Origin of the sequence: Anaerosalibacter sp. Marseille-P3206, from assembly GCF_900155565.1 — a bacterium.
In the GTDB taxonomy this organism is placed as follows: domain Bacteria; phylum Bacillota; class Clostridia; order Tissierellales; family Sporanaerobacteraceae; genus FUHM01.
The window spans coordinates 37,931-50,511 of record NZ_FUHM01000001.1 but is presented as its reverse complement, the minus strand read 5'-3'; the positions used below and the strand labels follow the sequence as shown (position 1 = coordinate 50,511).

The following is a 12,581-nucleotide window of genomic DNA, read 5'->3' as shown; positions in this document are numbered from 1 at the left end:
CTAAATAAAACAAGCGAAATGATTAAAAAAGGATAACTTCAATAAAACCTATGGTTATTTACCAAAAAATAGGCTATTGGAATAAAAATATTTTATTGTGTCTCTCCAACTTTATCGCTGGAGTAGATTTGATTCTTGGTCAGCAATCCAAAAATCAGGCGTACTAATTTACGAGATGTAAGTGCGAGTGCTCGTTTATGCTGGTGAGTAGTCACTTCACCGAATTTTTTAAGGTAATATTTATTGTATTCAGGCACATTGTTTTTAACACTATTAGCAGATTCAATTAAATAATATCTAAGATATTTATTGCCAGTTTTAGTCATGCTCGTATTGTCAGAGGTGTAATCTCCTGATTGGTTAACCCGCCAGGTTAGACCTGCATATTTAGCTAAAGCATTATGAGAACCAAATACACTAATAGAACCAATCTCTGCTAAGATACCACTAGCTAATACGGGACCAATACCAGGAATAGACTTTAGAGATTGATATTCAGTAGTATTAATGCCTTTAATATTCTTTTCAATAGCTTTATCAATAGTTTTAACCTCACGTTCAAAGGCTTTAATGAGGTTAAAAGAAGAAGCAATTGAAACATTTAAAGGTTCATATAATACTTTATCTAATCGATAAGAATCCCTAGCAGCTTTTTGTAGTAATTTAGCTGTTTTATTAGGATTACTAAATCGATTCTTACCTTTTTCTTTGATAAAAGCAACTAAATCTTCAATCGAAGAATAGGTAATATCATCTAAGGATAAAAACTCTGTTAAAACAGCGGCAGAGGTGGCACCATATTTATCAGAAAATGGTTTATCTTCCTTATCTAAAACTGCTAATTGACTAAATTTTAGATATATGTTAGAAATCATATAAGTTTTTTCACGTGTAATGCATTCAACTAAATGAAGTCTATGCCTGGTTAACCTTTGTAGAGCAAGAAACTGAGAACCACGCCAAGGAGAAGAGGTAATTCTTCCGCATCTGGCAAAATCAGCAATAACATATGCATCCAGTGGGTCTGTTTTATCCATGTCCACAAAAGACTTTCTATAGTTAACAATAGTCTTTGGATTAAGACAATAGACTTTAGGTTCAAACAAGGCTAAATTCTCATGTGAAGATAAGAAATTAGCCACATGAACACTATAGATAGAAGTAGATTCTAAGGCAATAACAGCATATTTAAGGTTATTAGAATTTAAACATTCCAAGATGCTTTTTAACATAGATTCGGCACCAGGATTGTTATTCGAAGCCTTTAGGTTGAGAAGTTTATTACCTTGAAAATCGAGAGCACATAAGACATTAGTCTTAGAACTAACATCAATACCAACAAACAAAGTTGATAAAATATTGTTCTTCATGTTATCACCACCTTTCATAGATAATAGGAGAACAATTAGAAAAAGAGATATCCTAATCCTAGCTACTAACTTCAACCTCGCATTATTAGCATTCATCTTTGAAAATTACCTTGCTGTTGGTCTAGTCAAAGAGATGCAGCATCTGAGTTGGAAGGTATGATAGCTAAGTCAGGAAGCATGCTTTTTAGGCAAAAACTATATAGTTTTGCAAGGAGGAGCAGAATTATCCTTCGCTAACCATTCTTTATTTAATTATAGCATTAGGATATCTCAATTAAAAATTGCTTTTAAAGTGCAAATTGTATATTAAGGTGAATCTGTGAGGTCGGCGCGCGTATTTGAATCTTCGGTCGGCTACGCCTCCCTACAATTCAAATACGCGCCTGAGATTAAAAATCTCATTTTGATAATAATTTAAAATTACATTTTCATTGTTACAATTTGCTAAAAATAAAATATGTTTAAAACATCTAATTTGATGTTCTAAACATATTATACGAGGAGGAATATTATGAACTTTTTTTTAATTTTTTTAACAGGATTTTTGATTCATTTAATAGTTTCTATGGAACTAAACTCTATAAGCCCTATAGCTCCATTTTTAGCCAACTATTTTAATATTGCAGATAGTTCAGTAATTAGATTAGGTTTAGGATTTTCATTAGTTGGACTATTTGTACCACTTTTAGGAGTTTGGGCAGATAAATATGGGAAGAAAAAGTATATCTCTTTTTCTTTGATTATTTATATCATAGGTACTTTGATTAGTGGTTTTGCAAAGACCCCATTAGTCTTTGCCTTCGGAAGAACCTTCATAGGCTTAGGATATTTTTCATTAAATGCTTCAGTTATATCCTACATAAGTGATTTTGTTCCCTTTGAAAAAAGAGGAAAAGCAGCTGGAATAATTCGAATTGCCTTTGGTGTTGCAATACTAGTAAGTCCACTATACGCAACTTACATAGTTAATACCTTTAATAATATTAAGGGAATATACATACCGTTTGCAATAATAGCACTTATATGCTTGACATTACTAACAAGACTTCCTGAATCTAAAAAATCAAATAATCAAAATATCAGCTTTAAGGATGTACTAGAAATACTTAAAAACCCAGTAGGTTTAAAACTTTTAATTATTCAATTTTTGTCAATAACATCACCTTATATTTTTTTCAGTTATTTAGGCGTTTATCTTAATAATGATTTTAATCTAAGTCAACTTCAAATAGGATATATATATACTATTTTAGGTTGTGGCACCGTAATAGGTGTAACACTATGTACTTTTATTTCAGATAAAATAGGCAAAGAAAAATTCACAAAAATATTCTTTACCCTAATGGTAATAACAATAATACCAATTGCCTATGTAAAATCTATTCCTGCATTTACTATAATTGCTACACTATATGCTATAGGAATAGATGGAGGCTGGAGTGCCTTTCAAGCTATATGTACAGAAGCATTTCCAGAGAAAAGAACAACATTTATGACATTATTATCCTTCACAAATGCACTAATGATTATTCTGTTTTCAATCTTTGGACCTTTCCTTTATGTTTTAAAGGGGTACAAGCTTATATTAACTATTTCTTCTATTTCTAGTTCCTTAGCATTGTTATTATTTTTTAATGTAACAAAAAAAAGATAATGAGTCAGGAGTCCCTAACTCATTGATTAAGCTTCACAATTTCTACTGGATTTACAGGATTTCCATTTTTCCATATTTCAAAATGTAAATATCTATTTCCACCTTCAGAATTGGTTCCAAGGGAACCAATTTTTTGTCCTTTCAAAACATTATCACCTTTATTTATATATATTTTCTTTAAATATCCATAAACTGCTTCAAAATCTTCATATTTAATAGTTACAAAATATCCTAAGCTATTCTTGTCTTCAACTTGAGTAACGATACCATCTCCTACAGAAAATATAGTGCTATCTCCACTTGGTATAATATCAACGCCCTTATTGAATATTTTCTTTTCCCTTGTAGTGCTAAGCTCACCAAAAGGCTTATAAATATTTCCCTCTACAGGTGGCGCAAAATCTAGATTTCCTCCTTTTATATTGAATACTTTCTTCACTTTTTCAGGGACAATCAATATTTTTTTAGATCCTTCTATTATTTTTTTACCATCTTCTTTTATACTAAACTCATAAGAGGTACCATTTTTGATTATTCTAATAACATTATCTGTAAAAGTTGAACTGATTTTTCTAAATACTACCACAATCAATAAAATTATTAGAACTATAATTATTCTGTTCAATAATTTTTTGTAGTACCTTTTATCTTTATAAAAATATCTATATCTATTAAGAATATTTCCTGTACTTTTCCTTTTCATAAAATCACCCACCTATTATTAATATGATATTTATAATAGATGGGTTTTATTCACATTATCAATTATTATTCATTATATTGAATTCACTATTTTTAAGTTTAAATTTATCTTCTAAACTCAAAGGTACAAAAACTTGTTTTTCCTTGGTAATAAACAATGCATCTACATTGTCAACTTCTTTTAACAATTCTTGTCCTTCTTCAATCCCAAGTATAAAAAGTGCTGTAGATAGTGCATCTCCGTCAATTGAATCTTTGCTTATAACAGATACAGCTGAAAGTTCATTTTGTGAAGGATATCCAGTTTTAGAATCAATTATATGATGATATCTCTTTCCATTAAGTTCAAAGTATCTCTCATAACCTCCAGATGTAACTATTGAATTATCTACTGCATTTATTATTCCTATATAGTTACTTAAGTCAAAAGGATTTTGTACTCCTATTTTCCAAGCTTCTCCTGAAGTTTTACTTCCATAAGCATAAATGTTTCCACCAAGATCTATTATAGCACTTTTAACACCTTTTTCTTTTAGGATTCTTTTAATCTCATCTGCTGCATATCCTTTTACAATTCCCCCAAGGTCGACTTTCATCCCCTTTTCTTTTAAAAAAACTTTGTTGTCTTCTAATAGTTGAAGTTTTTTGTAATCAACTTTTTCTAAAGCTTCATGTATATCATTCTCATCAGGTAATGATTTTACTTCACTTTCATTTTGACCTTTTATATTCCAAAGTTCAACTAATGGTCCAATGGTAGGTTCATATGCACCATTTGTTAGTTTAGCAAAATAAAGGGCCTTTTCAAGAACATAGTAAACATCTTCGTGAACTTGTACAGCTTCTATACCTGCTTTAGCATTTATATTACTTACATCACTTTTTTCTATAGTCTTACTCATCCTATTTTCTATTTCTTTTAAACGTTCAAATACTGTATCTAATAAATTTTCATCTATTTTATCATATATTTTAATGGTTATTACAGTATCCATCATAAACTCAGTTCTTGATATATTATCATCTTCTTTTTGTACTATATTTCCACAAGCAGTTAAAATAATCATAAAAAACATAATTACTAATAAAACAAAAGCTATCTTTTTATTTTTCATTTTATATCCCTTTCTAATAAATTAAAACCCTAACTTAAGCTAGGGTTTTAATTTATTTTACACATTTAAAATATTTTAATCTTATCCTACATTTTTATTCTTCATCTTTATAATAGGTATATTAGCTACTAATGAAGGTACAGGTTTATCATCACTTTCTCTAATAGATCTAGTAAGTTTAATATCTAATTCTTCTTCATCTATTACCATATATTCAGATAGGACTCTAGTGATATCATTTCTTATCATATCTAAATATTTAGGAGAAATATCTGCTCTATCATTTATGAGGACAAGCTTGAGTCTTTCTTTAGCCACTGACCTACTGTTCGCTTTGTCTTTAGAAAATATTTTAAACAGATCCAAACCAATTCCCCCTTTTATTTACCAAACAATATTTTAAAAATCTTAGTCAACTTTCCATCTTCAGTCTCTAAGTTCATCAACTCAACCTCTTCACCTAATATTCTTTTAGAAATATTTCTATAAGCTTTTCCAGAAAGAGCTCCCTCATCTGTAACTACAGGTTCTCCTCTATTTGTAGAAATAACTATAGCTTCATCATCAGGCACAACACCTAATAATTCTATAGCTAATATATCAATCATATCATCTATATTCATCATATCTCCTTTTTTAACCATCTCAGGTCTAAGTCTATTGACAATAAGCCTAGGATTATGTAACCCTTTTGCTTCTAAAAGACCAATAACTCTGTCTGCATCTCTTACTGCAGATATCTCTGGAGTTGTAACTATAATTGCTTCATCTGCACCAACTATTGAATTTTGAAAACCTTGTTCTATACCTGCAGGCGAATCTATTAGTACAAAATCAAACTCTTCTTTTAACTCATTACATAACTCAAGCATTTGTTCTGGTTTAATTGCATTTTTATCTTTTGTCTGTGCTGCAGGTAAAAGATAAAGCCCTTCATAACGCTTGTCCCTAATAAGACCTTGCTTTAATCTACAAGTTTTTTCTACTACATCTACTATGTCATAAACTATTCTGTTTTCTAATCCCATAACTACATCTAAATTTCTAAGACCAATATCAGCATCTGCTACAACAACCTTTTTTCCTAACATGGCAAGTCCAGTCCCTATATTAGCAGTAGTTGTAGTCTTACCAACCCCACCTTTACCTGAGGTTATTACCAATACTTTTCCCATATCATCAATCCTCCTCTACAAATTGTTTTTAGGTAAATATGTCTCAATTACCACTTCATCGCCCTCTATTTTAGCTATTTCTGGCCATCTTGAACTTTTAATAACTTCTCCATCAGGACTTCTAGCAATCAAATCAGCAATTCGAAGTTGAGTAGGCTGAAGGTCATAAGCTGAAACTATAGCATCTCTATTGCCATCACATCCTGCATGAGCGACACCCCGTAAAGTACCTAGAACAACAATATTACCTTTAGCTTCAATTATTCCTCCTGGATTTACATCACCGAGTACAACTATATTACCTCCATATTGAATTATTTGTCCAGACCTTACAGTTGTCCTAATAAATGAAGTCATCCCTTTCTCAATTCCTTGAAAACAATCACTTTTTTGAGCTTCTTCAATATTATCTTCCTCTATATTTTCTTTCTCTTTTAATTTTAATTTATATTTATCCTTAATGATATTTCTTAATTGGCTCTTTTCCTCCTCGGACAATCGCTTTCCCTTAAAAGCAACAATCTGACCACCTTTGAAAAACGAACCAGCTTTGCTAAGTTTCATATCTAACTCTTCTTTTATATAATTAAAATCTCCTTCTTTTATGTGGATATAAATTCCATCCTGTGTCCCTTTAAATGAAATAAAGTCATAATCCATTGCAAAACCTCCACAAACCTTCATTAATTAGTATTCTTCATTTTTTATTAAATTCCTTCTTATATTTTAAAAAAGTATTAATTTTATATTTTATTATCACTCATTCATTAAAACAAAACTGAATTGGTAGGCTTCTTACCTGTCCAATTCAGTTGTAAAAGGCAATTTCTCTATTTGTTCTTCCTTATTTAGCCCTAAATATTCTGCTATCACTTCTCTAGCTATAGGCCCCGCATAACCTCCACTTCCACCTTGAAACAGTACGACAGCCACAGCTATTTCTGGTTCTTCATATGGTGCAAAGGCTACAAACCAAGCAAAATCATCATAAGTATCTCCAGTAGCTGGATTGATTCCACTCTTTTGTGCAGTTCCAGTCTTTGCCGCTACTGAAACAGGAAAGTTTGGAAAAATACTTCTAGCTGTACCCTCACTAACTACTTTTCTCATACCGATCTTTACATGATCCAAATTATCATAATTATTAAGTTCAATTCTTTCTCCTTTATTTTCAATATCTTGTAAAACCATAGTATTATCATAATTTTTAATATTATCAACTACACTCACTTTGTGTCTATAACCACCATTAGCCAAAGTAGCAACATAGTTTGCCATCTGTATAGGAGTATAGGAATTTTCCCCTTGCCCTATAGAAATATTAAGTGTATCTACTATATTCCATTTTGCTTGATTCAAATAGTCATATTTTATCCTATCTGCTAATCCTTGTCTTTCTCCATTGACTTTCTTTTCTGGGTCGATTCCCATCTTATCTAATCTTCTAATAACTTCTCCCCTAGTTAAAACCTCTTCTAAATCAATCCAACTTACAATCTCCTCAATATTCTTTGTAAGTTGTTTGTCTGTAATCTTAACATCTTCTTTTATATAATTCTTGATATTTTGTTTTAAATATCTCTTTAATAATGCTTTTGTTGAAGCAATCTTTACTGCTGGATCTGGAACTCCTCCATGTGTTTCATTTGGAATATTTATTTCAATACCAGTTTTATCGTTTAATCCAAATTCTTTTGATAAAGCAACTATATCTTCTATATTTACCTTCATTCCTAAGTTTTCCCCTGTACGAGGATTTTTTCCCATTACAACAGAATAAAAGTAATAGTTACATGAATCTCTCAAAGCATCATAGATATTTTCAGGACCATGGGTCCCTCTATGGCTATTCCATAACCAACAGCCAAACCTTTTATTTCCAATATCAACATAGCCCATGTCCCTAATAGTTTTATTTGGACTTAAACCTTTTTCTAAAGCAGCTAAACCAGTTATCATCTTATACGTTGAACCAGGTTGTATCGCTGTTTGTATGGATATATTGTAAAGAGGTCTAGGTGCTAGTGGATCATCTTCATTTTCTGGAAAAAGGCTGGCCCAATCTGCACTAGATATACCTGTTGCAAATAAATTTGGATCATATGCTGGATAATTAGCAAGAGCTAACACTTCTCCAGTTTTTACATCTATAGCAACAACTGCACCTGAAGTAGCATTTACATATGGTCTTCCTTTTTTTCTATTTGTGCCATATTTATAATTACCCCACTTGCTCTCATATGTTCCACCTTTTTGTATTTGTTCAAGACTATATTTCAAAGATTCCTCAGCTACTTGCTGAAGTTTTGCATCTATTGTTAAATATAAATTATTTCCAGGCGTAGCTTTTTCTTCATCTAATACATTAATAGTGTTTCCAAACACATCAACTTCAACTTTCTTGATACCTTCTTCACCCTTTAATTGATCTTCAAACTTTTCTTCAACACCTGTTTTACCAATAATATCATTTGGAGAATATTTTTTTTCTTTTACATATTTATCAATTTCATTAGTCTGAGATATTTTCCCCAGGTAACCTAATATATGAGCTGCTGTAGAACCCATAGGATAATATCTGACAGGTTCTATAGAAACACTTACTCCAGGTAAGTCCATACCACCCTCTTCAATTTTAGCTACTGTCTTATCTTTTATACCATAAGCTATATTTATAGGTTGATAAGCTCTATAACCTTGCTTACTTAGTTGCTCATAAATAAGCAGCATACTTCTAACTTCATATACACTTAAATCATCACTTATTTTATATGATTTCCTAAGATCATTAAATGCTTCCTCTACATTATGTTTCTCTGGTATTTTAAATCTACTATACCATTCATTTTTATTATTTATAGAAACATACTCTATATTATCCAAATCAGCAATAGATATTTTTGGATTTACACCATTGCTTAACAAGATCTCTTGTGCTTTAGATATAATATCTTTATTAAGTATCATTTCATTTATAGCTTTAGTTTTTTTACCTTTATCAATAAGATACTTAATAGGGCTTTGTACATTGGAGGATTTATTTTCCTTAAATTTATAAGTAACTTTATTTTTTTCATCTACATTAAAAGTAACTAAACATTCTTCTCCTTTTTCTTCTATTAAATTAATTAATACCTCACCAGGTATAATCTTTTTAATTACCTTGCCGTCCTTACCTGTTTTTTCTATAATACTTTCTAACAAATCACTAATAGCAGTATCTAATACAATGTTTACAAAATCATCTTTTGCACTAGATTCCATCGTTACTCCATTAAAGTTTTTCATTAGATGTTTTTTCTGTTTAACATATTCTTCTTCAAATTCAAGAGAAAAGTCTTCCATCTTAATGTTGTTAATAAGTCCTTTCTCATTTAGCATATTATAAGTCAACTCTCTAGAAATAGGATGGTCTATAAGCTTTCTAATAACACTTTTGTCATTATTTATAAGATTTATTATAGCCCTCTTTGGTTCTATCTCAGAAGGTAAACTATTCTCTTCTTTCCATTTTTCAATATCCATATTTTCATAAAAAGTATAAACCACACTTTCCCCGTTTAATGAAGTAGATATAGGTATATCTATTCCTTTACTTTCTAAGGCATGTATAGCTTTATTTGCTGTTAAAAACAAAAAATGTCCTTCTCTTTGTCCTAAATAGTATGTGTCTAATAATTCAGCTAATAAATCGTTATTAATAATTACATCAATAATTTCATCTACAGGATCAACATTTTCTATTTCAAGTTTACTTTCATTAACATAATGAAATGTGTTTAATTTTATAGGGAATTCATCTATATAAACTACACCATCTTCTTCAAGCAACTTTACTAATTCTAAAATAACTTTATTTTTTTCCTTTTTATCTTTTATATTTAATTCATCTTTTAAAATTTGTACAGTAAAACTTGGCTTATTGCCAGCTAATAATCTCCCATATCTATCTCTTATTTCTCCTCTAGGAGGTGTGATAGCAATTTCCTTTACCCTTTTTGTATCAGATAATTCCCTATATTTATCTCCTTCTACTATAGTAAGAGTTGCCAACCTAAACGAAAGCACTATAAACATTAGAGAAAGAAATAGCATTATAATATTGTATCTGTTTTTTAATTTCTTTAAAAATTTCACTTACCTCACTCCTATCTCTTACCAAAACGAATGGAAGGAACGGTAAATATTTTTGAAAACCATTTATAAATGGGAATAGCTAAAATACTATTATATAGTATTTCAATCAATACTATTCTTTTAAAAAAGTAAGTAAATCTAATATTCGTACCTAAAAAAAACATTAAAACATAATATAAGCCATGATAAGCTAAGGTAGATATTGCAGTAATAATAAATGGAATAAATAAACTATCTTTATATAACTTTTGATCTGTCATACCTACTAGATAGCCAATAAAAAAAAGTACTAATGCATTAGGCCCTATAGTCTGACTAAACATAATATCTTGTATAAAACCAGCTAATAGACCTATTACACCACCAATATGTTTGCCTTTCAATATCGCTATACATACCACTATTATTAATGCAGTATTTGGCATAACACCAAATATTCTTGTATACTGAAATACTGTACTCTGTAATATAAAATTTATCACAACTATAATAAACATAATTAAACCTTGCAATGTAAATACCCCTTTATTAATTATTGGAAATAATATATACTTTATAAATCTTTTTAAAGTCAACTGCTGGTGAAACTGATATTCTTTTCATTAAATCTTCTTCTTTTTTTACTACATCACTTATTTCACCTATATAAAGGTCTTTTACATAAACTCCACCTAGTCCTGAAGTAAAAAGCTTGTCTCCCTTCATGACATCTGCCTTGCTATCAAATAAATAACCCTTTATTTCATTGTCTACATTTCCAGACAAAATACCACCATCTTGTGTTCTAATAATTTTAAAAGATATATTGCTACCTTCATCTATTATTGAAATAACCTTTGCCCAGTTATCTCCTACATCTGCTACCCTACCTATAATGCCTTCTTGAACTACATTTTGTTCAACTTCCACTCCTTGTATAACCGTATCACCTTTTTTTACTCCATCCTTTGTACCCTTATCTATTGTGAACTTATCAAACCAATTTTCTGGTTCCTTGCCAATAATCTGAGCAGAAATCAAATTATGTTTTGTACCCTCTTTAAGTTTGTATTCATTTCTCAAAAAATCAGTTTTAGAAATAATATCTTCATATTTTCTATTTTGATCTTCTAACTTCGCTATTTCATTTTTTAATTTTTCATTTTCTTCTTTTATTTTTCCTATATTACCTATAGTACTAAAAGCATCAGAAATAGATTTACCTATATTGAAAAAAAACTTTTGTACTGGAGATAGTATATTTCCAATGCTTTTTTCTATCCCTGTTAATTTAATTCGTTCACTACTAGTCATACCAATAATAACAATGAGAATGATAGTAACTACAGCTACTATCATTCTATTTTTATATTTTTTAAAAAACGACATTTATTATCACCACTTATTAATTTCTTTTATAATTTACAGTAGTCTTTTTAAGCACTTCTATACTATCTAAAGCTCTTCCAGTACCTATTGCTACACAATCAAGTGGATCTTCAGCAATATGAACTGGCATTCCAGTTTCACTTTTAATAAGTCTATCAATACCATTCAAGAGTGCTCCTCCACCTGTAAGCATGATTCCTTGTTCCATAATATCTGATGCCAATTCTGGTGGGGTCTTTTCTAGGGTGAATTTTATAGCATCAATGATATTTGATATTGGTTCTTTCATTGCCTCATGAATTTCCCTAGATGTAATCTCTAAAGTTTTTGGTAAACCACTGATTAAATCTCTTCCTCTTATTTGCATTTTTGTTTCTTTATTGCCTCCATCTGCTGAACCAATGACTATTTTTACTTCTTCAGCAGTTCTTTCACCTATCATAAGACTATATTCTTTCTTAATATAACTTACAATAGACTCATCAAGTTCATCTCCACCAATTCTGATAGATTTACTAGTTACAATTCCACCTAAAGATATAACTGCAACTTCTGTAGTTCCTCCTCCAATATCTACTATCATACTACCTGTTGCTTCATGTACTGGTAATCCTGCACCAATAGCTGCAGCCATTGGTTCTTCAATAAGATATGCATCCCTAGCTCCTGCATGTATTGTAGCTTCCTCTACAGCTCTCTTTTCAACCTCTGTTACTCCAGATGGCACACAGACTACCACTCTAGGTTGAAAAATTGAACGTTGACTATTTGCCTTTTTTATGAAATATTTCAACATATTTTGAGTTATATCGAAATCTGCAATAACCCCATCTTTTAACGGTCTTATTGCTACTATATGTCCTGGTGTTCTTCCTATCATCTTCTTTGCTTCTTCACCAACGGCTAAAACCTCATTTGTATTGGCATGTATTGCAACTACAGAAGGTTCTCTAGTTACAATACTCTTTCCCTTAATATAAACTAAAGTGTTCGCTGTACCTAAATCAATACCCATATCTTTAATAAAAGCATTAAATAATCCCATATATTTTAGCTCCTT

At 30.4% G+C, this 12,581-nt stretch carries 11 protein-coding genes; 1 reads left to right on the top strand and 10 read right to left on the bottom strand.

Translation table 11 applies throughout. The features are described 5' to 3' along the window. Positions 1 to 92 precede the first annotated feature (92 nt). The gene (locus BQ9840_RS00335) at positions 93 to 1,370 is read right to left on the bottom strand and encodes an IS110 family transposase (RefSeq protein WP_077366955.1); all 1,278 of its coding nucleotides are present in this window, start codon (positions 1,368 to 1,370) and stop codon (positions 93 to 95) included. 511 nt (positions 1,371 to 1,881) lie between these two features. Here BQ9840_RS00335 and BQ9840_RS00330 point away from each other — a divergent pair. Beyond that, the gene (locus BQ9840_RS00330; RefSeq protein WP_077366953.1) at positions 1,882 to 3,024 is read left to right on the top strand and encodes an MFS transporter; all 1,143 of its coding nucleotides are present in this window, start codon (positions 1,882 to 1,884) and stop codon (positions 3,022 to 3,024) included. Between the two features lie 19 nt (positions 3,025 to 3,043). Here BQ9840_RS00330 and BQ9840_RS00325 read toward each other — a convergent pair whose 3' ends face one another. From BQ9840_RS00325 to BQ9840_RS00285, 9 genes are all read right to left on the bottom strand, one after another. After that, positions 3,044 to 3,727, bottom strand: a complete 684-nt coding sequence (locus tag BQ9840_RS00325; protein ID WP_077366951.1) for a murein hydrolase activator EnvC family protein — start codon at positions 3,725 to 3,727, stop codon at positions 3,044 to 3,046. A gap of 58 nt (positions 3,728 to 3,785) precedes the next feature. Beyond that, positions 3,786 to 4,841, bottom strand: coding sequence for an FAD:protein FMN transferase (locus tag BQ9840_RS00320; RefSeq protein WP_077366949.1), 1,056 nt, complete (start codon positions 4,839 to 4,841; stop codon positions 3,786 to 3,788). Between the two features lie 81 nt (positions 4,842 to 4,922). Then, positions 4,923 to 5,207 (bottom strand): cell division topological specificity factor MinE, encoded by a 285-nt coding sequence (minE, locus tag BQ9840_RS00315; RefSeq protein ID WP_097677438.1) that lies wholly within the window; start codon positions 5,205 to 5,207, stop codon positions 4,923 to 4,925. Between the two features lie 14 nt (positions 5,208 to 5,221). Continuing rightward, complete coding sequence (minD, locus tag BQ9840_RS00310; protein WP_077366945.1) at positions 5,222 to 6,016, bottom strand: septum site-determining protein MinD; 795 nt, start codon at positions 6,014 to 6,016, stop codon at positions 5,222 to 5,224. Positions 6,017 to 6,031: 15 nt separating this feature from the next. Continuing rightward, positions 6,032 to 6,676 (bottom strand): septum site-determining protein MinC, encoded by a 645-nt coding sequence (gene minC, locus BQ9840_RS00305; protein WP_077366943.1) that lies wholly within the window; start codon positions 6,674 to 6,676, stop codon positions 6,032 to 6,034. Between the two features lie 135 nt (positions 6,677 to 6,811). Continuing rightward, complete coding sequence (locus BQ9840_RS00300; RefSeq protein WP_077366941.1) at positions 6,812 to 10,153, bottom strand: penicillin-binding transpeptidase domain-containing protein; 3,342 nt, start codon at positions 10,151 to 10,153, stop codon at positions 6,812 to 6,814. 11 nt (positions 10,154 to 10,164) lie between these two features. Then, positions 10,165 to 10,665, bottom strand: a complete 501-nt coding sequence (mreD, locus tag BQ9840_RS00295; protein WP_097677447.1) for a rod shape-determining protein MreD — start codon at positions 10,663 to 10,665, stop codon at positions 10,165 to 10,167. Between the two features lie 16 nt (positions 10,666 to 10,681). After that, complete coding sequence (mreC, locus tag BQ9840_RS00290) at positions 10,682 to 11,521, bottom strand: rod shape-determining protein MreC (protein ID WP_077366939.1); 840 nt, start codon at positions 11,519 to 11,521, stop codon at positions 10,682 to 10,684. Positions 11,522 to 11,537: 16 nt separating this feature from the next. Beyond that, on the bottom strand, positions 11,538 to 12,566 hold the full coding sequence (locus BQ9840_RS00285; RefSeq protein WP_077366937.1) for a rod shape-determining protein: 1,029 nt from the start codon (positions 12,564 to 12,566) through the stop codon (positions 11,538 to 11,540). Between the last annotated feature and the right edge of the window lie 15 nt (positions 12,567 to 12,581).

Excerpts from the sequence above, each read along its gene's own strand:
- BQ9840_RS00335 (WP_077366955.1), bottom strand. The coding sequence starts at position 1,370 with ATGAAGAACAATATTTTATCAACTTTGTTTGTTGGTATTGATGTTAGT.
- BQ9840_RS00330 (WP_077366953.1), top strand. The coding sequence starts at position 1,882 with ATGAACTTTTTTTTAATTTTTTTAACAGGATTTTTGATTCATTTAATA.
- BQ9840_RS00325 (WP_077366951.1), bottom strand. The coding sequence starts at position 3,727 with ATGAAAAGGAAAAGTACAGGAAATATTCTTAATAGATATAGATATTTT.
- BQ9840_RS00320 (WP_077366949.1), bottom strand. The coding sequence starts at position 4,841 with ATGAAAAATAAAAAGATAGCTTTTGTTTTATTAGTAATTATGTTTTTT.
- minD (WP_077366945.1), bottom strand. The coding sequence starts at position 6,016 with ATGGGAAAAGTATTGGTAATAACCTCAGGTAAAGGTGGGGTTGGTAAG.
- minC (WP_077366943.1), bottom strand. The coding sequence starts at position 6,676 with ATGGATTATGACTTTATTTCATTTAAAGGGACACAGGATGGAATTTAT.
- mreC (WP_077366939.1), bottom strand. The coding sequence starts at position 11,521 with ATGTCGTTTTTTAAAAAATATAAAAATAGAATGATAGTAGCTGTAGTT.
- BQ9840_RS00285 (WP_077366937.1), bottom strand. The coding sequence starts at position 12,566 with ATGGGATTATTTAATGCTTTTATTAAAGATATGGGTATTGATTTAGGT.